The organism is Pseudomonas sp. TH39(2020), assembly GCF_016650715.1.
Lineage (GTDB): Bacteria > Pseudomonadota > Gammaproteobacteria > Pseudomonadales > Pseudomonadaceae > Aquipseudomonas > Aquipseudomonas mandelii_C.
On record NZ_JAEKFF010000008.1, the window covers coordinates 484,343 to 506,272 of the forward strand.

The following is a 21,930-nucleotide window of genomic DNA, read 5'->3' on the forward strand; positions in this document are numbered from 1 at the left end:
ATGCCTTCTCATGGGAGCAATGGTTTCAAGCCAGTCAGGATGAAGCTGGACACTCAAAGCGTGACCGTGGTCCCGGCACCCGCCAGGTGCGCGAAGAGCAACAGGTGCCAATCCGTAGCAGGAGGTGGCAAATGTTATTCATAGTCAGTTGGTCTATCAGTTCGGCAAATCGTAACAGCGCGATCGAGCGTTTCCTCAAGACCGGGGGAGCTCCACCCGCTGGCGTCAAAATGCTGGGACGCTGGCACGCCGTTGGTGGTGCCGCCGGTTTTGGCGTGGCAGAGGCCAGTGATCCGGCAGCCATTCAGAAGTGGGTGCTGGAATGGAGCGACCTCATGACCATGGAGGTCCAGGCGGCACTGACCGATGAACAGATGGGGCCGCTGCTGGCGGCCGCTGTTGGCAAGCAATAGTCGTTGGGGCGGCGAGCCAGGCTCGCCGCCTCATGCCCTCCCGCGATTCGAACAACACATTCCCTATGGTCGATCCAGGCACGGATTGAGGACTTCGCCTGGTTGAAATGTCAGCGATCATCTGAATCCACGACCCAGCTGTAAAGCCCATGAAACAAGGGGGCTGAGGCCGAAAAACAATTATTGGATATTTCACAATACGTACCTACGCTCATCGCGGGGGATCCAATTTTTTCGTGGGCGGTTGGGGGCTCGCCTCAGAGTACTAACGCTAGTGCGCAGGAGCTCGGCATGAACCGGACAACGTTATCCTCGGCGTTCGCTGTATCAGTACTGTTGGCTGCAATGGTTGTCCCCGGCGTCACTCAAGCTGCCGACAAAACAGCCCCCAACATTGTCGTCATCATGGGCGACGATATTGGCTGGTCCAATATCGGTGTCTACAACCAGGGCATGATGGCCGGTCGAACACCCAACCTCGACCAGCTCGCTGCTGAAGGCATGCGCTTCACCGACTACTACGCCGAGGCCAGTTGTACCGCCGGGCGCGCCAACTTCATTACCGGCGAACTGCCTATCCGTACCGGGATGACAACTGTCGGGCAGGCAGGTTCGCCCGTTGGTATTCCCGCCGAAGCCGTCACCATCGCCACCACACTCAAGTCCATGGGCTACGCCACCGGCCAGTTCGGCAAAAACCACCTGGGTGACTTGAATGAGTTCCTGCCCACCGTGCATGGTTTCGACGAGTTCTTTGGCTACCTCTACCACCTCGACGCCATGGAAGACCCCGCGCACCCCAACTATCCGCAGGAACTGCTCGCCACCGTAGGGCCTCGCAACATGGTTCACAGTTGGGCCGCGGCGACTGACGATACGACGGTGATGCCACGTTGGGGCAAGGTCGGCAAACAGAAGATCGAAGACGCCGGCACGCTGTATCCGGAACGGATGAAAACCATCGACGAAGAGATTCGTGACAAGGCATTTGCCTTTGTAGACAAGGCCAAGCAGGACAACAAACCGTTCTTTCTCTGGCTCAACCCGACTCGTATGCACATCGTCACTCACCTCTCCGACAAGTACGAAGCCATGCGCAATGCGCAAAATGGCTGGTCGGAGCAGGAAGCCGGCATGGCGCAGCTCGACGACATCGTCGGCGACGTGATGGCCAAGCTGAAAAAAGACGGCATGGATGACAACACCATCGTGGTGTTCACCACTGACAATGGCGCGGAAAACTTCACCTGGCCGGATGGCGGCACCACCCCGTTTGCCATGGGTAAAGGCACGGTCATGGAAGGTGGCTTCCGGGTGCCGGCGATCGTTCGCTGGCCGGGCAAGGTACCTGCTAACCAGGTGGCCAACGGCATCATGTCAGGCATGGACTGGTTCCCGACCCTGGTCGCGGCGGCGGGCAATCCGAACATCAGCGCCGAACTACTCAAGGGAAAACAACTGGGCGATACAACTTACAAAGTGCACCTGGACGGCTATGACCAGACACCGATGATCACTGGCAAAGGTCCGTCGAATCGCCATGAGATCTTCTACTTCGGCGAGAGTGCTCTGGGCGCGGTACGGATCGATGACTACAAATATCGCTTTATTGACCAGCCAGGCGGGTGGATGGGCGCCAAACTGGCGGTGGATGTGCCGATCCTGACCAATCTTCGCCTCGATCCGTTCGAGCGTATGGGCTGGCCGGAAAACCAGGCCGCTCAGGGTTCACAACAGTATTTTGACTGGTTCAAGTATCAGTTCTGGCGCTTCGTGTTTGTCCAGCAACAGGTCGCCAAACTGGCCGAAACCGCGATTGAGTTTCCGCCAATGCAGAAAGGCGCGAGTTTCAACCTCGATTCGGTCAAGGCCAAGATCGCAGCGGCTCGGGCGGAGATGGCCAAGTAAGCAGTCACGTACTGGGGTGGCCGCCACTGGCCACCCGCGTATGTGACGGACATTAGCCAAGGTGACCCCATGCAGATAAAAACAGCTACGTTGCCCGCCTTCACCCTGCTTGCCCTGTGCTCCCAGCACACTTACGCCGGCGGTCTCATGCTCTACGAAATCGGCACTGATAACGCCGGCCTGGCCAACGCCGGCGCCGCGGCCCGTGCTCAAGGCCCCTCGACCATCGCCAGTAACCCGGCGGGCATGAGTTACCTGCCAGGCACGCAAATCACCGGCGGCTTGCAAGTGCTCTACGGCAACCTCAAGTTCAATCGCGACGACGACACCAACGTCCCGGGTAGCGGCAGTGGCAACGCCCTCGACCCCATTCCCGGCGGTAGTTTCTTCATCAGCCACCAACTCGATGACCACTGGAGCGTTGGCTTCGGCCAGTATGCTGACTTCGGGTTGGCGGAGAATTACGACAACGACTGGTCCGGGCGCTATTTCGCGCAGAACGCCAGCCTCGGCGGTTTATCTTTTGTACCCAGCGTGGCTTATCGCTTTAACGAGCAATGGTCGCTGGGCGTCGGCGTGAAAGCCATGTACGGCATGCTGCAATCCGACACCGCGATTGACCGCTCGCCGTTCGGCCTTACCGACCGCAGCGACGGCCAGTTCAAGTACAAAGACAAGGATTGGGGTTTTGGCGCGAATGTGGGGGTGATCTACGCTCCGCAAGTCGGCACGCGCATTGGCCTGGCTTACACCAGCAAGGTCGATCTGCAGTTTGAGGACGGGCTAGACGTCAAAGGTAATGGCCCGGCGCTGGATCGATTGAACGGACTGAACACCCAACTCGACATAACCGTGCCACAAACCGTCACCCTGAGCCTGTTCCAGCAACTCGACCGGCAGTGGGCCTTGCTCGCCTCGGTCAATTGGCAGGACTGGTCAGAGTTCGGCGAGGTCGGGGTCCAGGTCGACACCACAGCGCTCGATGCCCGATCGACCACGATTGATGCCAACTACAAAGACACCTGGCAACTGGCGCTCGGCGCGCAATACCAGGCCACGCCACAATGGTTGTGGAACGTCGGAGTGGCTTACGACAGCAGCGCCGTCTCGGACAGTAATCGCACTGTAACTGTGCCAATGGCCGAATCCTGGCGCATTGCGACAGGAGCCACCTATGCTCTGAATAAGGACACCGACGTCAACGTCAGTTGGGCGATGGTCTGGCTCGGTGATATGCCGGTCGACCAGACCAAATCAACGTCCGGCAATCGAATTTCAGGTCAGTTCGACAATGCCTGGATTCAAGCCGTGACCGGCAATATGACCTGGCGTTTCTGATGCCCTGCGACCGAAAAAAACGACTTAATCCATGGAGCACACACCACTATGAATCTGTCCCGCAAATTGTTCGTTGGCGCTGCAATGGCCGGCCTGCTGCTCGGCGGTTGCACTTCGAAAGTGACGGAGAAGGAGCAATATTCCGGCTACCTGTCCAGCTATAACAACCTGCAAGAAGTGACCACCCCCAGCGGCGGAACAGCGATGCGCTGGGTGAGCCCGTCGTGGAACCCGAATGCGTATGACACAGTGGCTTTCAACAAACTGGAGCTCTACCCGGCGCCCAAGCCCACTGAGCAGGTTAACCAGCAGACGCTCAGCGACATTCAGAACTACATGACCAGCAAAGCCAAAAGTACGCTGGGGCAGAAATACCGCGTGGTCTCCAGCGCTGGCTCGGCCCCCAAAGGCTCAAAAACCCTGATCATGCGCGCAGCAATCACCGGCGTGAGTACCTCCAACGAAGGCATGAAGTGGTATGAAGTGGTACCGATCGCGGCAGTGGTCGGGGCGACACAGGCAGCGACCGGTCACCGCGACCAGGACACCAACCTGTTCATCGAAGCCGAGTTCATCGACGCGAAAACCAATCAGACGGTGGCCAAAGCGGTGCGCAAGGTGTTCGGCACCCAGCTTTCGAACGAAAGCCAGAAGGTTACCGCCAAGGATTTCAAAGCGGCGATCGATAAACTGGGCGTCGACTTCCAGGCATTCATCAGCAAGCCCCAGGGCTATTGATTATTTCTTCATTCCAACCCGCCGACGCATGTCGGCGGTGACGGATTGACGGGTTTTCTTAAGATCCGCCCAAGGCTCATCCCCGACCTCGGCCAGGCGTTCATGCACAGTGTGGATGTTCCACTGATTGCCGCCCTTGAGCTCGCCCACCTCGTCGCGAAAGATCGGCACCGACACCGGCAACCCTTCGCGGGTGCGCACGGCGTAGGCGCAGATGGTCGTGGCACCGAGGCCGTTGCGCAGGTAATCGATGAAGATCCGCCCGACCCGGTTCTTCGGGCCCGACACGGCGGAAAAACGCTCCGGTAGCAACTTGGCCATATGGCTGACGATCGCGTGGCTGAAGTCTTTCACCTCATCCCAACCCAGCTTGCGAGTCAGTGGCACCACCAGGTGAATCCCTTTGCCGCCGCTGGTCTTGAGGAACGCCTTGAGCCCCAGTTCATCGAGCACCGAGAGGGTCAGTTGAGTCGCCTCGACCATACTTTTCCAGGGCAGCGCCGGGTCCGGGTCGAGGTCGAGGACGAAGCGGTCGGGTTTGTCGAGGTTGTCCGAGGTAGCGTTCCAGGTGTGCAACTCGACGGTGCTCATCTGCACGGCGCCAACCAGGGCTTCGGCGTTGTTGATGATCATCACCGGTTGGCCGGTGAGTGTCTTGTCCAGGGTGGTGATCCCCGGAATGGCCAGGTGCTCGGCGTTCTTCTGGAAAAACAGTTCGCCGGCGATGCCGTCCGGCGCGCGAACCAGCGCCACGGGCCGGTTCTTGAGCTCGGGCAAAATCCATTCGGCGACGCTGGCGTAATACTCCGCCAGTTGCACTTTGGTGGTGCCGCTGCTGGCGTCAATCACCCGGTCCGGGTGAGTGATGCGGACCTTGCCCTCGCCCAGGCCGATTTGTGAGGGCGCGGGCGCGGCCTTTTTGTTGGCAGGGGTGGAAGGTTTCTCGGCAGTGGTTTTTTTCGCGGCTGAAGTCTTCACGGCTTTCGGACGCTCCTCGGTAATGTCTTCGGCAGGTTTGTCGTCACGCAAGCCATGGAACACCGCATGACGGACAGAACCTTCTTTGGTCATTTCGGCAAAAGCGACCTCAGCCAGCAGCGTCGGCTTGAGCCAGTGCACACCCTTGGCGTCAAAACCGCTCGGCGGGTTGGCCACCGAAATCTTTTTGCTTTGCAGCGGTTTCAGTTGCTCGTAGACGCGCTTGAGCGTCGTCTCGTTGAACCCGGTGCCGACCTTGCCCGCGTAACGCAACTCACCGCTGTCGCGGTCATGCAACCCCAGCAGCAGCGCACCGAAGGCATTGCGCGAGCCTTTCGGGTCGGTGAAGCCGACGATCACAAATTCCTGCCGATGCTTGCACTTGAGCTTGATCCAGTCGCTGCTGCGCCGCGACACGTAAGGCGTGCCCAGACGCTTGCCGATCAGCCCTTCCATCTGCATTTGGCAGGCGCTGTTGAGCAGGGCTTCCGGTTCTTCACTAAACGCATCGGAGAAGCGCAGCAGCGGATCTTTGTTCGGGTTGAGCACGGTCGACAGCGCGACCCTTCGCTCCTCGACCGGCACCTCGCGCAGGTCCACGCCGTTGAGGTAAGGCATGTCGAACAGGTAGTAGACGATGTTGCCGCTGCGGCCCGAGTCGAAGGCGTTTTGCAAGGCCTGGAAGTCCGGCACGCCCTGCTCGTCGGCGACCACCATTTCCCCGTCGAGCCAGGCGGATTCGAGGCCTAGCGCCGCCAACGCCTCGGCTTGCCTGGGCAGTTTGTGGGTCCAGTCGTGGCCGTTGCGGGTGAACAGTTTGACTTCGTCGTGGTCGATGCGCGCCATGATCCGATAGCCATCGAACTTGATCTCATAGCTCCACTCGCCGCCCGGGGCCTTTTCGACCAGCGTCGCCAGTTCCGGTTTGAGCAGCTCCGGCAATTTGGCTTTGCGGGCGCCCGTCAATGGCGCCGACTTTTCCTTGCGCGCCGGGGCGGCGGGTTTTTTGACGGGTTTGGGTTTGGCAGCGGTCTTCGGCTTTTTGGCAACAATGGTCCGGTCACTGAGCACGCTGTCGGGCTCGGCGGCGACCACGTCGTAATCGCTTTCGGGTTTGGCCGCACCGTCCTGATGCTTGATCAAAAACCATTGTTCCTGCTTGCCCGGCATGTGCGTGCGCACCAGGTTCCACAGGCCGCCGAGCTTCTCGCCTTTCAGCTCGAATTTAAGCTTGCCCTTGGCGTACGCCTCGGCCGGGTCGTCCTGAGGAATCCACACCCCCCGGTCCCAGACGATCACGTCGCCGGCACCGTAATGCCCTTCGGGAATGCTGCCCTCGAAGGTGGCGTAATCAATTGGATGGTCTTCGACGTGCACCGCCAGGCGCTTGACCTTGGGGTCCAGTGACGGGCCTTTGGGCACCGCCCAGCTTTTCAGTGCGCCATCGAGCTCCAGGCGAAAGTCGTAATGCAGGCGCGAGGCGTCGTGCTTCTGGATGCAGAACTGCAAGGCATGATCCTTCGCGGTTTTTTTGCCCGAACGTTTGCCGGCAGCCGGTTCAGAGGTTGCCGAGAAATCGCGCATGCGATTGTAATCGTCCAGGCTCCTGGTCATGGCGCACCTGCTGACGAGGTCACGGTGCCCCCGATGCCTGGGCCGATACGCGTGACAATCAGGGCGACGACGGCAATTCGTTCCACCCGCTGATAGCCAGGGGTCAACAGTTCTTCACCGAACACGTCGGGGTCGAGTTCGTGGTAGGTCCAGCCGAACGTCGGCGATTCCAGACGCGGCGTCACCGCATCCAGAAACAGGTCGAGGCCATCGATCATCGCCACGCCTGTGTACAGCACCAGGGAGCCACCGGGGGCCAGGCGATACAGGGCTTGCTCGACAATGCGCAACGACAATTGCGCGCCCAGCGCGCCGCCGCCATGTCGGTAAGCACGCTCGGCCGGGTCGGCCATATACGGCGGATTGGCGACGATCAGGTCGAAGTGGCCGTCGACGTCTTGCAGCACATCGCTGGCTTCGATGCTAACGTTCGCCACCTCGGCAAGCGCGACGTTTACCGCCGTCATGCGTAACGCCAACGGGTTGATGTCCACGGCCAGCACCTCGGCTTCACGGCGCGCGCGGGCAATCACAATCGCCCCGACGCCGGCACCGCAACCAATGTCCACGGCGCGTCTGATCGGCGCGAAGCTCTGTTGCAGATGAGCGTGAATCAGTTGAGCAAAACGATAAGTGTCGGGACCGAAGAACACCGCGTCAGCGGCATCAGTGGGGTAACCCGAATGCACGAACAACAGGTCATCGAGGCTTGACCAGCGCACATGACTTTTCAGTCGACCATTGCATTCCTCGAGGACGCCGGCCTGTTGCAACTGCCGCTGCTCATCCACCGACAACAGACCCGGCTCAAACGGCCGCGACCAGCCGAAGACCTCGCGCAGGGTCCGGGCGCTTTGCCCAAAGGAGCGATCATTGACCCGCTGATGGGTCAGCGGCGTTGGCGTGATGAAACGATAACCGTCGGCCTGCAAGCGGCGCCCCAGTTGCAGTAAGGCCAGATCGGGGGCGCTAAGGTGTTCTTCCTGATTCATGAAGGGCTCCCTATCGAAAACCGGATTTGAGTTCGATGAACCGTCGCGTGGCCATCAGGCCAGCGGGGTGGGCGTGCCGATGGGCAGACATCCATGGAATCAAGACCTGCATTTGCTCGTCGGCGGCAAGCCCTTTAAGTGTAGCGTGCAGGCTTTGGACATCCGGATCATTGACGGGCACGGGTGGTTCGGTCGCGGCACGGGTGCCGCGTCGAATCGCGACCGGCGATCGCTCGGGTTTCCAGTCGCCAGCAATCCAGTCGTGCAGCAGTTGTTTTTCGTAGGGGTTGAACACCCCGAACATGGCCGCGCCGTCGCCCTCGACCAATTGCCAGAAACGGCTGGCTTGCGGGTCCTGGTGACGCTTGATCCAGCCCTTGTTTTCCATGGCGATGAGGAAGCGTGGCAACTGCTCCGGCGACGACAGCCATTGATTGACGGTCTTGCCTTCAAACCGGCAATAGTCGGAATGCATGTGCTGACCAAACGGGCGCTTGCGCTCAAGCATGCTCAGCAACTCGCCGTGCAGGTCGAACGACTCGATGATCGCGCGACTGCCCTGCCCCAGATCGTTGAGCCGATAACCCAACGCAACCCTGCGCAGAAAGTCTTCGCGGTCGGCTTCCACCGGCAGCAATTGCAGCACCGACTGCACGGCCTTTCGCGCGTGGCCGGTGCTGGCATTGTCGATGGTCACGTGCAGGGTGAAGTAATACGGATCGATGCCCAGCTCGCTGAGTTCATAGGCGCTGATCAGCAAATGAAGCGGCAGTTGTTCATAACCGAGGTTGTAGCCGATCACTTCCGGTAAAAAATCGTCGCTGCAATAACCCAGCGCTAATTGCACCGCACCTTGCAAGTAACGCTGGTCCGGGATGAACGCGTTGTCCAGCAAACCATGTTCGGCCAGCAGCTTGCGGTAAATCACCACATGATTTTGCGCCGGGGTGCCGTCGCCCAGTTCTTCCAGATAGGTGCAAATCAGGCCTTCGAAACGCGGGTCATGCCAGTGCCGCAGCAGCCCATACAGCCACGCGCCATCCACCAGTTTGGTCGGGGCAACGGCTTGCAGGAAAAACAACGCGTGCGCCTTATTGGTGAAGAACTGCCGCGGCCCGCCATCCTTGCGCTGTTGCAGGTAATCGGCGTATTGGCGTGCCACGTCGGCGCAGTGCTGTTCGACAAAGGTTGGCAGTGCCAACAGGTCTCGCGGCATGTCCTCGGACAGGTCTGCGGCTTGCGCAAGTTGAGCCTTGAGAAAGGATTGGCCGAGTGCACGCCGGTGTTCGATATCGTCGCTCAGCAATAACTGTTCGTAGACAGTTTTCAGGCTGCCGGCGGTCAGGATCTCGCGTTGGTGAGCCGGCTGGGATGCAAGTCGTGTCAGGGCAGTCATGGGGTCGTCTCCGGTCTGAGGCCAGTGGCAGGACGCTCAATCAGCACGTCTCTACATCAGCAGAGCGACACGCCCGGAAAAAAATTCCATCGGCGTTGAAATCGCCCGGACAGACGGGCTTGTGGCGCGGCACCAGGCGCATTATCAAGTGAATATACTCAACGGGTGTAGGCACACCCTTCGGAGAGCAATCATGCGAACGGTTCATGTCATCGAGCCCGAAAGAAAACCCGACCCGGTCAATGTCGTGGGTGAGACCATCACCATTCTCGCGGGCGGGGATCTGAGCAAACCTTTTGAAATGCATATCCAGGAAGGCGTGCAAGGCGGCGGGCCGCCTCCGCACTTTCACCCTTGGGACGAAGCGTTCTACGTCATTGACGGGCAGGTGGAAGTGACGGTTGCGGGCAAGGCCACCACCGTTTTCCCCGGGGGTTATGTGCATATTCCCGGTGGGACTATTCATGCTTACAAGAACATCAGCGCGACGGCGAAGATGATCGGCGTGGTATCGGATCCGCGCGGAGGTCAGTTCTTTGCCGCGGTGGATCAGCTCAAAGTGCCGCAGGATTTGCCGCGGATACTGGCAATCGCCGAGAGCTTCGGCGTTACGTTTCTGGTGCCGAAAACCCCTGAAACCCGGTAGAGGCCAGCACCCTCGCTGATCGTACCCACGCAGAGTGAACTGGGAACGATCATCAGGCCACACCACCTTTGGCCTGTTGCTCCAGATGCACTTGCAGCTGCGGATCGATACTCAGCGCCGCAGCCAGCTCATCCAGATAGCTACGCTCGGCGTCCTGCTGATCGTCGACCAGCATCACACTGGCCAGGTACATCTCCGCCGCCATGCCGGAATCCGTGGCCGACTGCGCCACATCGGCGGCGTCCAGTGGCCGTGCAACTTCGTCATCCAGCCATTGCTGGAGCTCTGGGTCATCCGTGTGGCGGCCGATTTCGGTGCTGATCATCTGCTTCTCGGCGTCATCAATCCGTCCGTCGGCCTTCGCCGCCGCAATCAATGCACGAAGGATCGCGTGGCTGTGGTCCTCGACTTCCGGGCCAGACAACAGATCGACGGTACGCGGTGCCTGTTGCGGCGCCGAGGCCTGGCTGCGTTGCCAGGCTTGATAGGCCTGGAATGCCATCATTCCGAGCGAAGCCAGCGCCGCGTAGTTGGTGCCGCCTCCCGAGCGGGTCTGGGTCGAACCGCCCATGGTTGAGCCACCGCCCAGCAGACCACCGAGCAAACCACCCAGGCCACCGCCCCCGGCACTTGACCCGGCACCACCGCCCAACAGGCCGCCGAGCAATCCACCGAGACCGCCGAGACCACCTTGGGCCGACGAGCCACCGCCACCCTGTTGCGACATTGAGCCCTGGCCGGCCCGCAGAAGTTGTTCGAGCAGATCGCTGGTGTTCATGACGATGTCCTCATCGGTTGGAGTGATCCAGTCAGGCAACGATAGTCCTCGCCGGCAAATGCGCCACCACCGTTTGGCTGACGTGAAACCCTTATCGCACTTGACCCCGATGACCCTCGGCTGCGAGTGTTCCACCCTCGCTAACCTCCACAGGATCAACCAACACATGGACCGCCATCTGATTGTCGTCAGCGACGTCATCGAACCTGAAGTCGAGCACGTACTCAGCGCCGGGCTGAGTGCCTTCAATGATCAGATGACCGGTATCAACGACCGCCAGTCGCTGGCGGTCACGGTCCGCGATCCGGATACCCATCAGGTGCTGGGCGGTATTACCGGGCGTACGTCGCTCGGTCTGCTGTTTCTCGATTTGTTCTACTTGCCCGAGTCACTACGAGGCTCCGGGCTCGGCTCTCGACTGCTCAACGCGTACGAGGACGAAGGCCGTCGTCGCGGTTGCCGCTCGGCGGTGCTCTATACCCTTAGTTTCCAGGCCCCGCAGTTCTATGAAAAACACGGCTGGCAGCGCTTCGGCGAAGTGCCTTGCGACCCGCCAGGCACGAGTCGGGTGTTCATGAGCAAGGCGCTGTGAATGAGCCTGTCTGCACCCGATCAATCCGCCGATCACTGCGCTGGAGTAAAACGTATCGCCCTGCGCCGATGTTTCATTTAATACCCCGGATTTATCCGGGGTATTTTTTTGCGGCCCAGCTAAGATTTACAGATGGTGAACCTTATCCCCGGATACCCGGTCGATACATGCAACCTGACTTGGTTTGCCGACACCCCCCATTGAAGGGGTGATAACAGGCTTGCTTCACTTTCTGGAGAACGCCCCCGTGATATCGACCCTACACATCGCCAGGCTCAAAGCATGGGGCGCCCATGGTTTTACCGCCACCGGCGTGGTCACTGCCTTCCTCGCAACCCTCGCCCTGCTGGAGAACCAGGCCACAAACTGCCTGCTGTGGCTGGGCGTCGCCCTGATCGTCGATGGGCTGGATGGCGCGTTGGCACGCAAAGTCAATGTTCAGTCGGTACTGCCAAGTTTCGATGGCTCGATCCTCGATCTGGTCATCGACTACTTGACGTACGTGTTTATCCCCGCGCTGTTCATTTATCGTTACATCCCCTTGCCGGACTACACGCTGCTGCTGTCCGTGTCGCTGATTCTGGTCTCGTCACTGTTTTGCTTCTGCAACGTCAACATGAAGAGCAAGGACAACTACTTCCAGGGCTTCCCCGCCGCCTGGAACGTGGTAGCCCTGTGCCTGTACATTATCGCCCCGTCACCGTGGATCACTTTTCTCACCATCATCGGCCTGGCGCTGTTGACCGTGACCCGGATGAAGTTCCTCCACCCGTTCCGCGTGCGCAAATTCATGCCGATCAACATCGCGGTAACGGCCATCTGGCTGCTGTGCAGCTTGTCGCTGGTGGTCAACCATCCGGTGATCAACCCACTGGTGATGGGGCTTTGGCTGCTGATGTCGGCTTATTTCCTGGGTATCTGCATCTGGCGCACGGCGCTGGAGTGGTTCGAAAACTCGCGGTAATAAAGGAATGTAGAGCGTGCCCATCCATATCGTGCGCCTCGGTTCGCCGCGCGCAGCCAATGAAGGCCTGCGCCTGGGCACGGTGCGTCGCCCGCCGCGTGGCGTGCCGAAAGCCGAGTTTGCCAGCCGGGATTTTTATGACGTGTGGCAGCCGCTGCTGTCTCCCAGTGCAGAACTGGTCGTAGAAGCCAAAGCGGCGGAAGACGCCAAGGCGTGGGAAGCCTTCAAGCGCAAGTTCAAGACCGAAATGAACCACCCGGCGCCCAGCCAGTTGCTCGATTTGTTGGCGGCGTTGTCCCACCAAACGTCAATGGCCATTGGCTGTTATTGCGAAGATGAAGAGCATTGCCATCGGTCGGTATTGCGGGAGTTATTAAAGGCGCGAGGTGCACAGCTCAAATAGTCGCTGGCGCAGGCTATTGCGACATTGGCCGCTCAAGATCGAGCTAAAGGATTTCGCTAAGGACACAAGGATTGGGGCCTTCAAATGAATAACCGGATTCGACTCGCCACCCCTGACGATGCGGCAGCCATCAGCCAGGTCATCATTCAATCGCTGCGCCAGTCCAATGCCCTGGACTACCCTCCCGAAGTCATCACCCAGGTGGAGAAAAGCTTTTCTACCGAGGCCATCCGCGCCTTGTTGAGCCAACGCCAGGTCTTCGTCGCCACCCTTGATAAGCGTGTAGTCGCCACGGCCAGTCTTGATCAAGACGTTGTGCGCAGTGTATTCGTTGACCCAGGCCATCAGGGGCGCGGAGTCGGCAGGCAGTTGATGGCAACCCTTCAATCTGTCGCCCAAGACGCTAAGATCGAAGTATTGCGCGTCCCCTCCTCCATTACCGCAGAAGCCTTTTACTTCAAGCTGGGTTATCGAAAAATCCGCGACGAGTTTCACGGGGCCGAGCGCACGATCATTATGGAGCGGCGTCTGGCGCCCGTTGTCGACGCCTCGACGTCAGTTAAGCGGGGCTGCCATTCAAAACAGGTAGGAGTTGATTGATGCGCATCGCCTTGCTGTCAGACATCCATTTGTCCGTCAACGCGTTACCTTTTCCCGATGTGGATGCCGATGTTGTCGTTCTCGCCGGAGACATCTCCCGTCCCGCTGCGGCCATTGAGTGGGCCAAATCGTGCCCTGTTCCGATCGTGTACGTGGCAGGGAATCACGAGTTTTATGGCAGTGACCTGATTTCTACCTACGATCATTTGAACAGGTTGTCGGAAGGCACACAGATCCACGTATTGGAACGCTCGGAGTATGTTCACAACGGCGTGCGGTTTTTGGGTTGCACCCTGTGGTCTGACTATCGTCTTTTCGACTCTGCAGAGGATCGGGCACAGGGTGTTGATCTGGCTACGAAGCTCATGCGGGACTTCACCCACATAAAAATCTCGCCAGATTTTCCAGACCTGTTCAGCCCGGCAGTTTCCCAACTGGTTTTTTTACAGACCGTCGCCTGGCTGGAAGACTGCTTCACCCGCGACAGAACCACTCCTACGGTGGTGGTTTCGCATTTCGCACCGACACGGTTGAGCATAGGCCCGCTGTTTGAGAATTCGCCGATTAACGCGAGTTTTGTTTCAGACCTCGAAGACAGGATCAATGTCTGGCAGCCGGCACTTTGGCTGCATGGCCATACCCATGGGAGCTTTGACTACCCGGTGGGCAAAACTCGCGTCATTTGCAACGCCCGGGGCTATGCAAAAAATGGCATTAATGAAAATCCGGAATTCAATGGCTCATACGTGATTGACCTGGATATCTGAGGCAACACGGCCCTGCCTCCTGCAAGCTGGATCCAGAAAACCGAGCAAGGCCTGCCGGGTGTCATGCAAGGCCGCCGAGTGTTCCATATCGAGGAAATGCCCGGTGTTCTTGATGGTATGGAAGCGGGACTGAGACGCATGATCGGCGAACAGCCGGGCGTCTTCGACCGAGGTGTACTCATCCCATTCGCCGTTGACAAACAGCAGCGGTATTTCGATAGCGGCGGCACAGGCGACATAGCAATGGGTGTCTTGGGTCAGCACCTCATTGACGTGAAAATGCATCTGCCTGTACTCGTGCTCGGCCAGGCTTCTGACATGGCGGTCATTAAAGCGTTTGAACAGCGATGGCAGGTGCTTGCCGATTGTGCTGTTGATCAAGCGACCGACATTGAGGCGGTCGCAACTCTGCAGATGGTTCAGGCCGCTCTCCAGGTAATCGCGCATCGGTGTATTGATACGCGCTGCGAATGAATTGATCACCGCCTTCTCGATTCGTCGCGGCCGCTGAGCCAGCGCCAGCAAGGTAGCTGCACCTCCCCAGGAAAAGGACAGTACATGGTGTGCACAAAAGTGTTCGATCAATTCCAGCAGTATCGCGGCCTCGTCTTCCTTTCGGATCGGTTGGCCATGGAGGTTGTGTTCGATAGACTGACCGGCGTAGGGCTGGTCGTAGAGAACCACATTGAATCGTGGCTGCAGGTAACGCACCGTTTGGGCAAAAGATGCGGTCGTTGCCAGTGAGCCATTGACCAGAATGATGGTCTTGTCAGCGGCTGTGTTGAGATAGTGCTCGGTATAAACCTTGTACTTCCCGCAGATCTCGACGATGGCAGTTTTCGGCATCATGACATTTACTTCCTTGAATCCATTGGACTAAGCGCACAGCGTGAGAGTGCTCGAATGGTTACCGTGACCATTGAGTCATCGACTGACCAGCAATTCAGAGTTAAGCAGGGATTTCCCCGTCTGCAAGAACGCAGACGAGTTTTCCCGCCGAACCCTAAGCGCTGAACTGGCTCAGATCCCTGGCATTGCCTGCTTAATACTGCAGAGCCAAGTGAACACATCTGATCGCTAAAATGGTGGTCGGATCTACTAGCGCAACGGTGTGTTCCCGGAGTTTGAAGTCATCGCAATGGCTCAAGACCAGTGGCAGCTCCGTGCACCCCAGAATGAGCACATCCGCCCCCAATTCACACAGATGCTCTGCGACAAGGAGCAACTGATCCTTGCAGATCCCATCGGTAAAACCTGCCTTGATTCCTCGTTCTCCGTAAATCGCGTCCATGATCATTTCCTGGTAGTCGAATCCCGGAGTGATCAACTGCAAACCGGCGAGCCTTGCGGCGTCATGGTAGACCTGGCTCTGGACAGTCCCCGAGGTGGCCAGCAGTCCAATTGTTTTGCCTGAACCGTATTGCTCGGCGATTGCCTCAATGGTTTCGTTAAGCATGTTGATAATAGGAACCTGCAGGTAAGCCTGAATGCGTTCGACAAACGCATGGGCGGTATTGCACGGTATTGCGATGGCATTTGCACCGGAACTCTCAAGCCGCTTGCAGGTGGCGTACATGGCCATGGTCGGGTCGGCTTCGTGGAACAGCAGGTTAGCGGTTCGGTCGGGAATCTGAGGGTTCTGCTCCACCACCATCTTGATGTGATCTTGATCCCGACCTGCTGGCGTATGTCTGACCACCTTGGCCATGAAGTCCACGGTCGCCGCAGGTCCCACGCCCCCAACGATGCCAAGTTTGAACGGCGGGCGTGAGGGCTGATGGCCTGAAAGGGTGGCCGCCGCCGCGTATATCTCATTCATATCGAGCAGCTTTACCCCACGGCGCTGGAGGTCAGCCGCCACCAGCGAAAGTTCTGTCATCCCCGGGACAATCAGATTGGCCCCCTGGCTTTGCAGCGATAGACAAGCCTGATACACACCTTCCAACGGGACTCCGTCGATGTGCCCATCCTTGATCCCATCGACACCGTACATGGCCTCCATCATGGCCGACTGATCCTGCCCGGCAGGATAGACCAGTTTGAAGTCAGCCCCGAGGTATCGCTCGAATAACCCGGCGTGCCGAACGTAATCCGAAGCGAGAACTCCCAAGGTGCTACCCGGTTCGGCAACATGACGAATATGCTCGCTCAGGGCGGCCATCATATCGAGGATGGGGATACCCAACTCGTCCTGAATCTCCTCCCGGAACGTGTGACTGGCGAAACACGGCAACATGATCGCGTCCACGCCAGCGATTTCGAACGATTGGCAAACCTGAAAGACATAGAATTTTCTGGAGGTCATGTTCGCGACCCTGTCCAGTGGCAACAGAATGTCCTTGAACGGGTGTTGCTCGAAGAGAAAGTGGTAGCGCCCCTGATCAGCCAATACGGCCCTCGACTTCACCAGTTTGAAGAACAGATCACCTCCCGCCAGGGAGCCTAGCCCCCCGATGATTCCTAGTTTTCGGGTCAGCGATGGCGTGCGTGTGGGTTTGGCGGGCGCTCTCATCATCTGACTCTCAAACGGCAACGGTGGAAGGTCGTGTCGAGGCGGATGCCGGGGCAATCGGTTCTTCGACCTCCTCCTCATCCGGTTCCGACTTGGCGACAACGGCAGTGGCAATGCTGTTACCCACGACATTGGTCGCGGTTCTGGCCATATCAAGAAACTGGTCGATACCCAGGATCAGCAAAATGCCGGCTTCGGGAAGGTTGAACATCGGCAACGTGGCCGCGACCACCACAATCGAGGCTCTTGCGACACCGGCCATCCCCTTGCTTGTCACCATCAAGGTCAGCAGGATCAAAAGCTGCTGGGTAAAACTCAGGTCAACGTTGTAGGCCTGGGCGATAAACATGATTGCAAACGCCTGGTACATCATTGAACCGTCGAGATTGAACGAATAACCCAGGGGCAGCACGAAACTGGAGACCCGCTTGGGCGCACCGAACTGTTCCAATGCTTCCATGGTTTTCGGGTAAGCCGACTCGCTACTGGCCGTCGAGAACGCCAGCAGGATGGGCTCCTTTATCAACTTCCCGAGCGTAAACACCGAGCGACCGAGAAACAGATAGCCCGCGCCAAACAACACGGCCCAGAGGATCGCGATTCCCAGGTAGAACTCGGCGATCAACTTGCTGTAGTCCAGCAGCAAGCCAAGCCCTTCAGTGGTTATCGCGGCGGCAATGGCTGCGAATACCCCGATGGGTGCAAACGCCATGACATAGTCGGTGATTTTGAACATGACCTTGGCCAGTTCATCCACCAGCGTTGTGATCTGCGTGAACCCTGCTTTTTTCACACCGGCCAGTGCAAAGCCGAAAAACAGTGAGAACACGACAATCTGCAAGATTTCGTTGTTGGCCATCGCCTCGGCAATGCTGCGCGGGAAGACGTGACTGATAAACACCTTGAGACTGAAGTCGCCGGTGTTCACCGCCAGCGCTGTGGTGCTCGCTTGACTGACTTGCAGATCGAGCCCGGCACCAGGCTGGAACAGGTTCACCAGTAGCATGCCAATCAACAGTGAAACGACCGATGCGGTGATAAACCAGGCCATCGCTCGGGTGCCGATACGCCCTACGGATCTGGAACTGCCCATGCTGGCGATGCCGCCCACCAGCGTCGCAAAAACCAGTGGCGCGATGATCATCTTGATCAGCCGAAGAAAGATGTCGGTGACCATCGAGAAGTAGGAAGCCAATTCTTTTGCAGACTTTGCGTCTGCTGCGAAATGGTGGCAAAGCCAACCCACGAGCACGCCCAATGCGATGCCATAGGCGATGTGCCGAGGGAGTCTATTTTTCTTCACGGTGCTGTCCTCAAGTCGTTTTGTTGTTTTTTTGCTTGAGATCGATTCTATGGAGAGCGTGACGTGCAGATGATGAGTAATCACCATAGCCCGATGCGGTTTTGGAATAGTTTGTGAAATGTCGCGAATGTCAGCGATCGGCGGCGTAGACTTTTCCACAGCGCAGGCTGAGGAAGTGTCATGCAAATCAAGTGGGTGGACGATCTCTTGGCAATCGCCGAGTGCAAGAATTTCTCCCGAGCGGCCGAGATCCGATGCGTGACCCAATCGGCATTATCGAGGCGAATTCGCTCGTTGGAAGATTGGGTAGGTGTCGAACTGGTAGATCGAGGCACCTACCCTATTCAATTGACGCTGGCCGGCCGAACCTTTTGTGAACAAGGGCGCGAGGCTCTGGCCGCGCTGCTCGAATTGCGCTCATCGCTCAGACAAGAGGAACGAATGCCTGGGCGGTCTATTCAGGTCACCGCCGGGCACAGCCTTTCGATGACGTTCCTGCCCAAATGGCTGACTCGGTTTCAACAGCACAATGAGTCTTTCAATGCGCGTGTGGTGGCGGCCAATATCCATGACGCGGTCATCGCATTAGCTGAAGGCAATTGCGACCTGATGATTGTTTACCATCACCCTGAAGCGCCTATCCTGCTTGACGTCGAAAAGTTCCTCAGCCTGACCCTGGGACACGACTCATTCATCCCTCTATGCGCCCCGAATCGCCGGGGTGAACCGTTGCACCGCCTGCCCGGAAAGGCCGGGAAACCCATTCCTCATCTTGCTTACACCGCCACCACTTTTTTGGGCCGAGTGGCAGACATCGTTATCAAGAACGCACCTGTCCCCAGCGTGCTCACTCGATGCTATGAAGCAGACATGGCGATGCTGCTGATGCACATGGCCATAGAAGGCTACGGCGTAGCCTGGCTACCGCAAAGCGCTGTTGCAGAGGCGTTGGAGCGCGGACAACTGGTCAGAGCCGGTGGCAGCGAGTGGAGCACGCAGCTCGAAATACGCTCGTACTGTTCCAAAACCAATCAAAACCCGACCATGCTGGAGCTATGGAAAACGCTGGAGATCGCTTCGCAAAAAATCGCTGTGCAGCCTTAGTGCCCCCCACCTGATCGTCAGCCTGCGGCTGACCTGGGTCGCCTCGTCGCAATGCCTGGCTATTGGCCCAGACCTTGCCTTGGTCTCTTTTGCGGTGGTTAGTAGACAACCGTGACGACGAAACCGGCATTGCATTCCCCCAAGGTTGGGGACGCCCGCCAAAGCTGGCAGGCTTATTAATTGCCAAACTTCATTAAAGGGCAAGATAACCCTGTGCCCTTCGTTAAACCGGCGATTACTCGTGGGCTAGCCCTCGGCCTGATCACCCTGCTTCTGTTGATCGGTTTGCGATATACCTACTGGACAAGCCGCCGTCCGTAACCAAAACAGGATAGGCAAAGGGTCGAAAACAGACGTTCTATTTGACGAGTCGCGTTTCCTTGGAAGGTCTGTATCCGAAGTACGAGCTATAGCACTTGCTGAAGTGGCTGGGCGATACAAAGCCACACGCAACCAGCACGTCCACCTGGGACAGCTCTGTGTGCTGGAGCAGCCGACGCGCTTCGGTAATCCGCAATTCCATGTAATACCGTTGTGGTGTTGTGCCCAGTTGCTCCTTGAACAAGCGCTCGAGTTGTCGACGCGAACGGCCGGCGTAAACCGCCAACTGCTCCAGTTCCAGAGGCTCTTCGAGGTTGGCATCCATCAGCTTCACCACCTCGCGTAATGGCGCGCTTACACAGATATTTTCAGTCGGTTTTATACGCCGATAACGCGACTCCTCGAACGCCAGGATGTCCTCGATACCCTCGACAAGTGCTTTGTCGTGCAGTCCTTTGATCCAGTCCAGCGCCATGTGGAATGCCCCCGAGGGACTGGAAGCCGTAAGCCGGTCTCGATCGATGACGTAGGGCTCACTGGTGACATGCGTCGCCTTGGAGATTTCCGCGAGCGCGGGGCGATGTTCGGGATGAATCGCGCAACGATATCCGTCAAGCAAACCTGCCCTTCCCAGGAACCATGCGCCATTCCACAACCCGGCCAGAATGACGCCCTGGTCTGATGCAGCCCTCAATAGGGAGATGAGTTCATCCGTCGCTTTGAGTTCTGTCCTGTAGCCGCCGCAAATGACCAGAAGGTCCAGGTCCTGGATCGTAGAGCCATCGAAACGGGTATCCGGCCGAATGACCAGGCCCAGGTCGCTGATGACCTCCTCATCGGTCAAGCCGAACGTTCGGGAAGAGAACAACCCGGGTCGCAGAAGATTCGCGGTGACTATCGTATCCAGTGCTTGCGTGAATGCGGGCAGCGAGAAATGCTCAAGCAGCAGAAATCCTGCCCGGACCACTTGAGCCTTCTCATTGGGATTCTCATTCAGATAGCGAAGATTTTTCCCCTTCATGCCTCCGCTAAATTGGCGTCGCTCGATCAATGTTCGACCTACTCGGTTACGTTACCCAACGGGTCGTTGGGTGCGTTGATAGACCTTAATGCTAACTGTAGAAGTTTCAAAACCACTAGCGCGATTTTGCGATTGATCAGGCCAGCGGAAAGCCGTGACGTAACGTTGTGTCACTCGCAAGCTGCACCTAAACGATGGCGGGATACCCATCGACACTATCGGGCCAAGGGGACAGAACCTCGAAGCCGTCGTCAGTGACTGCGACCATATGCTCCCACTGAGCCGAGAGTGAGTGATCCTTGGTGACCACGGTCCAGCCATCAGCCAGGGTTTTCACATGGCGTTTGCCAGCGTTCAACATGGGTTCAATGGTAAAGATCATGCCGGCTTTCAGTTTCAGGCCCTGGCCTGGGTAGCCGTAGTGAAGGACCTGCGGCTCATCGTGATAAATCTTGCCGATACCGTGACCGCAGTATTCACGCACGACGCTGAATCCGTCTCTTTCGGCCACCTTCTGAATGGCATGGCCAATATCACCCAGCGTAGCGCCTGGGCGGACGACGCGAATACCGGCACACATCGCTTCATAGGTCGTCTCTGCCAGACGTCGGGCATCCGGGCCGGGCTCACCCACGAAATACATGCGGCTGGTGTCGCCGTACCAACCCTCCTTGATAACGGCAATGTCGATATTGACGATGTCGCCATCCTTGAGTGGCGTGGCCGAAGGAATGCCATGGCAGACCACTTGGTTGACCGATGTACACACGGTTTTCGGGAAGCCGTGATAACCGACATTGCCCGGAATGGCTTTCTGCACGTTGACGATGTAGTCGTGACAGAGCTGATCGAGTTCGTCGGTGGTGACCCCCGCTTTGACATGCGGAGCAATCATGGCCAGGACCTCGGCGGCCAACGTGCCCGCAGCACGAGACATGGCTATTTCTGCCGGGGTATTGAGCTTTACATTGGCCTTCATTGCTTGGCTCCTGATGCTGCATCAACCTGGGCGCTTTGCGAAAAACCGGCGAGTTCGCACAGCTGTTTTACATCGAGGCCGCCGGCCAGTTCGGCACGAATCAGCAAGCGGCAGATGTCGCTGTGGTCCAGGTCGGGATGTAACTCCGCAAGCATCCCGATGCGCATCCAGTGCTCGGCTTGTGCGTTGATCGAGCGACTCAGCGCATCGCTGGCGACGCGCAGATTCTCGTGCATGGCTTCTGAAATTTTTACGATACCCACTGACCAATCCAATATGAAATGTATATGGATCGTATATTAGTCGGTAGTCGTGTGAAATTGCAATTTCAAGATTTACAGCCATGACTGAAGTGCGCGGCAGCATAAAAAAGTCACTGGGTGACCTGAAGCCCGACTTCAATAGCTGAGGGAATGAAGTGCTGAGCAATCATCGTTTGTACCCCCACTCGATGATGCTCAGAATTCGTGGCGCAGACGTTAGCCGTTGTTCTTCCAATTGATCGAGTCAGTACCTGTCAGAAAGAGAGCGATTCACCCTTTCACACCGCACCATTCGACTCA

21 protein-coding genes are annotated in these 21,930 nt (G+C 57.9%); 11 read left to right on the top strand and 10 right to left on the bottom strand.

Annotation, left to right across the window (positions count from 1 at the left end; all coding sequences use genetic code 11):
- Positions 1–131: 131 nt before the first annotated feature.
- The 4 genes from JFU47_RS30520 (at position 132) to JFU47_RS30535 (ending at position 4,397) form a co-directional block, all read left to right on the top strand.
- Positions 132–413, top strand: coding sequence for a DUF3303 domain-containing protein (locus JFU47_RS30520; protein WP_140681178.1), 282 nt, complete (start codon positions 132–134; stop codon positions 411–413).
- A gap of 291 nt (positions 414–704) precedes the next feature.
- Positions 705–2,321, top strand: coding sequence for an arylsulfatase (locus JFU47_RS30525; protein WP_201187952.1), 1,617 nt, complete (start codon positions 705–707; stop codon positions 2,319–2,321).
- A gap of 69 nt (positions 2,322–2,390) precedes the next feature.
- Positions 2,391–3,659 carry an OmpP1/FadL family transporter gene (locus JFU47_RS30530; protein ID WP_201187954.1) on the top strand — a complete coding sequence of 423 codons (1,269 nt, stop codon included), beginning with the start codon at positions 2,391–2,393 and terminating at the stop codon, positions 3,657–3,659.
- A gap of 48 nt (positions 3,660–3,707) precedes the next feature.
- Positions 3,708–4,397: a DUF3313 domain-containing protein gene (locus JFU47_RS30535; RefSeq protein ID WP_123369187.1), complete on the top strand. Its 690-nt coding sequence runs from the start codon at positions 3,708–3,710 to the stop codon at positions 4,395–4,397.
- On the opposite strand, the gene ligD is transcribed toward JFU47_RS30535, so the two are convergent.
- From ligD to JFU47_RS30550, 3 genes are read right to left on the bottom strand one after another with little or no spacing between them, the layout of a single operon-like run.
- Positions 4,398–6,989 (bottom strand): DNA ligase D, encoded by a 2,592-nt coding sequence (gene ligD / locus JFU47_RS30540; protein ID WP_201187956.1) that lies wholly within the window; start codon positions 6,987–6,989, stop codon positions 4,398–4,400. It lies immediately after the preceding gene.
- Positions 6,986–7,981 (bottom strand): methyltransferase, encoded by a 996-nt coding sequence (locus JFU47_RS30545; RefSeq protein ID WP_201187958.1) that lies wholly within the window; start codon positions 7,979–7,981, stop codon positions 6,986–6,988. Before JFU47_RS30545 ends, ligD begins: the two co-directional genes overlap by 4 nt.
- Before the next feature lie 10 nt (positions 7,982–7,991).
- On the bottom strand, positions 7,992–9,377 hold the full coding sequence (locus JFU47_RS30550) for an iron-containing redox enzyme family protein (protein WP_201187960.1): 1,386 nt from the start codon (positions 9,375–9,377) through the stop codon (positions 7,992–7,994).
- A 193-nt stretch (positions 9,378–9,570) separates the two neighbouring features.
- Between JFU47_RS30550 and JFU47_RS30555 the strand changes: the two genes are divergently transcribed.
- On the top strand, positions 9,571–10,023 hold the full coding sequence (locus tag JFU47_RS30555; protein ID WP_201187961.1) for a cupin domain-containing protein: 453 nt from the start codon (positions 9,571–9,573) through the stop codon (positions 10,021–10,023).
- A gap of 52 nt (positions 10,024–10,075) precedes the next feature.
- Here JFU47_RS30555 and JFU47_RS30560 read toward each other — a convergent pair whose 3' ends face one another.
- Entirely contained in the window at positions 10,076–10,801 is a 726-nt protein-coding gene (locus JFU47_RS30560) for a tellurite resistance TerB family protein (RefSeq protein WP_140681169.1), read from the bottom strand.
- A gap of 166 nt (positions 10,802–10,967) precedes the next feature.
- On the opposite strand from JFU47_RS30560, the gene JFU47_RS30565 reads away from it, so the two are divergent.
- The 5 genes from JFU47_RS30565 to JFU47_RS30585 all read left to right on the top strand — a co-directional run bounded on the left by JFU47_RS30565 (position 10,968) and on the right by JFU47_RS30585 (position 14,127).
- Complete coding sequence (locus JFU47_RS30565) at positions 10,968–11,393, top strand: GNAT family N-acetyltransferase (RefSeq protein ID WP_123369181.1); 426 nt, start codon at positions 10,968–10,970, stop codon at positions 11,391–11,393.
- A 247-nt stretch (positions 11,394–11,640) separates the two neighbouring features.
- Positions 11,641–12,357 (top strand): phosphatidylcholine synthase, encoded by a 717-nt coding sequence (pcsA, locus tag JFU47_RS30570; protein WP_134104210.1) that lies wholly within the window; start codon positions 11,641–11,643, stop codon positions 12,355–12,357.
- Between the two features lie 16 nt (positions 12,358–12,373).
- On the top strand, positions 12,374–12,760 hold the full coding sequence (locus JFU47_RS30575; RefSeq protein WP_201187963.1) for a DUF488 family protein, N3 subclade: 387 nt from the start codon (positions 12,374–12,376) through the stop codon (positions 12,758–12,760).
- An 84-nt stretch (positions 12,761–12,844) separates the two neighbouring features.
- Positions 12,845–13,360 (top strand): GNAT family N-acetyltransferase, encoded by a 516-nt coding sequence (locus tag JFU47_RS30580; protein ID WP_201187965.1) that lies wholly within the window; start codon positions 12,845–12,847, stop codon positions 13,358–13,360.
- Positions 13,360–14,127, top strand: a complete 768-nt coding sequence (locus tag JFU47_RS30585) for a metallophosphoesterase (protein ID WP_201187967.1) — start codon at positions 13,360–13,362, stop codon at positions 14,125–14,127. Before JFU47_RS30580 ends, JFU47_RS30585 begins: the two co-directional genes overlap by 1 nt.
- Here JFU47_RS30585 and JFU47_RS30590 read toward each other — a convergent pair.
- The 3 genes from JFU47_RS30590 to JFU47_RS30600 all read right to left on the bottom strand — a co-directional run bounded on the left by JFU47_RS30590 (position 14,101) and on the right by JFU47_RS30600 (position 17,942).
- On the bottom strand, positions 14,101–14,976 hold the full coding sequence (locus JFU47_RS30590; RefSeq protein WP_201187969.1) for an alpha/beta fold hydrolase: 876 nt from the start codon (positions 14,974–14,976) through the stop codon (positions 14,101–14,103). The two genes, JFU47_RS30585 and JFU47_RS30590, sit on opposite strands and share 27 nt — an antisense overlap.
- 193 nt (positions 14,977–15,169) lie before the next feature.
- Entirely contained in the window at positions 15,170–16,639 is a 1,470-nt protein-coding gene (locus tag JFU47_RS30595; protein ID WP_201188530.1) for an aspartate/glutamate racemase family protein, read from the bottom strand.
- A gap of 10 nt (positions 16,640–16,649) precedes the next feature.
- Positions 16,650–17,942 carry a cation:dicarboxylate symporter family transporter gene (locus JFU47_RS30600; RefSeq protein WP_201187971.1) on the bottom strand — a complete coding sequence of 431 codons (1,293 nt, stop codon included), beginning with the start codon at positions 17,940–17,942 and terminating at the stop codon, positions 16,650–16,652.
- Positions 17,943–18,122: 180 nt separating this feature from the next.
- Between JFU47_RS30600 and JFU47_RS30605 the strand changes: the two genes are divergently transcribed.
- Positions 18,123–19,046, top strand: coding sequence for a LysR substrate-binding domain-containing protein (locus JFU47_RS30605; RefSeq protein ID WP_201187972.1), 924 nt, complete (start codon positions 18,123–18,125; stop codon positions 19,044–19,046).
- A gap of 358 nt (positions 19,047–19,404) precedes the next feature.
- Here the strand turns inward: JFU47_RS30605 and JFU47_RS30610 are convergent, their stop codons facing one another.
- The 3 genes from JFU47_RS30610 to JFU47_RS30620 all read right to left on the bottom strand — a co-directional run bounded on the left by JFU47_RS30610 (position 19,405) and on the right by JFU47_RS30620 (position 21,630).
- On the bottom strand, positions 19,405–20,418 hold the full coding sequence (locus JFU47_RS30610; protein WP_201187974.1) for a GlxA family transcriptional regulator: 1,014 nt from the start codon (positions 20,416–20,418) through the stop codon (positions 19,405–19,407).
- 157 nt (positions 20,419–20,575) lie between these two features.
- On the bottom strand, positions 20,576–21,367 hold the full coding sequence (gene map / locus JFU47_RS30615) for a type I methionyl aminopeptidase (protein ID WP_201187976.1): 792 nt from the start codon (positions 21,365–21,367) through the stop codon (positions 20,576–20,578).
- Positions 21,364–21,630 carry a TA system antitoxin ParD family protein gene (locus JFU47_RS30620; RefSeq protein WP_201187978.1) on the bottom strand — a complete coding sequence of 89 codons (267 nt, stop codon included), beginning with the start codon at positions 21,628–21,630 and terminating at the stop codon, positions 21,364–21,366. Before JFU47_RS30620 ends, map begins: the two co-directional genes overlap by 4 nt.
- Positions 21,631–21,930: the final 300 nt, after the last annotated feature.

Bases quoted from the DNA above. Each gene is read 5' to 3' on its own strand.
- JFU47_RS30590 (WP_201187969.1), bottom strand. From the start codon at position 14,976: ATGATGCCGAAAACTGCCATCGTCGAGATCTGCGGGAAGTACAAGGTT.
- JFU47_RS30555 (WP_201187961.1), top strand. From the start codon at position 9,571: ATGCGAACGGTTCATGTCATCGAGCCCGAAAGAAAACCCGACCCGGTC.
- JFU47_RS30595 (WP_201188530.1), bottom strand. From the start codon at position 16,639: ATGAGAGCGCCCGCCAAACCCACACGCACGCCATCGCTGACCCGAAAA.
- JFU47_RS30520 (WP_140681178.1), top strand. From the start codon at position 132: ATGTTATTCATAGTCAGTTGGTCTATCAGTTCGGCAAATCGTAACAGC.
- ligD (WP_201187956.1), bottom strand. From the start codon at position 6,989: ATGACCAGGAGCCTGGACGATTACAATCGCATGCGCGATTTCTCGGCA.
- JFU47_RS30580 (WP_201187965.1), top strand. From the start codon at position 12,845: ATGAATAACCGGATTCGACTCGCCACCCCTGACGATGCGGCAGCCATC.
- map (WP_201187976.1), bottom strand. From the start codon at position 21,367: ATGAAGGCCAATGTAAAGCTCAATACCCCGGCAGAAATAGCCATGTCT.
- JFU47_RS30605 (WP_201187972.1), top strand. From the start codon at position 18,123: ATGCAAATCAAGTGGGTGGACGATCTCTTGGCAATCGCCGAGTGCAAG.
- JFU47_RS30530 (WP_201187954.1), top strand. From the start codon at position 2,391: ATGCAGATAAAAACAGCTACGTTGCCCGCCTTCACCCTGCTTGCCCTG.
- JFU47_RS30550 (WP_201187960.1), bottom strand. From the start codon at position 9,377: ATGACTGCCCTGACACGACTTGCATCCCAGCCGGCTCACCAACGCGAG.
- JFU47_RS30560 (WP_140681169.1), bottom strand. From the start codon at position 10,801: ATGAACACCAGCGATCTGCTCGAACAACTTCTGCGGGCCGGCCAGGGC.
- JFU47_RS30525 (WP_201187952.1), top strand. From the start codon at position 705: ATGAACCGGACAACGTTATCCTCGGCGTTCGCTGTATCAGTACTGTTG.
- JFU47_RS30545 (WP_201187958.1), bottom strand. From the start codon at position 7,981: ATGAATCAGGAAGAACACCTTAGCGCCCCCGATCTGGCCTTACTGCAA.
- JFU47_RS30565 (WP_123369181.1), top strand. From the start codon at position 10,968: ATGGACCGCCATCTGATTGTCGTCAGCGACGTCATCGAACCTGAAGTC.
- JFU47_RS30535 (WP_123369187.1), top strand. From the start codon at position 3,708: ATGAATCTGTCCCGCAAATTGTTCGTTGGCGCTGCAATGGCCGGCCTG.
- JFU47_RS30585 (WP_201187967.1), top strand. From the start codon at position 13,360: ATGCGCATCGCCTTGCTGTCAGACATCCATTTGTCCGTCAACGCGTTA.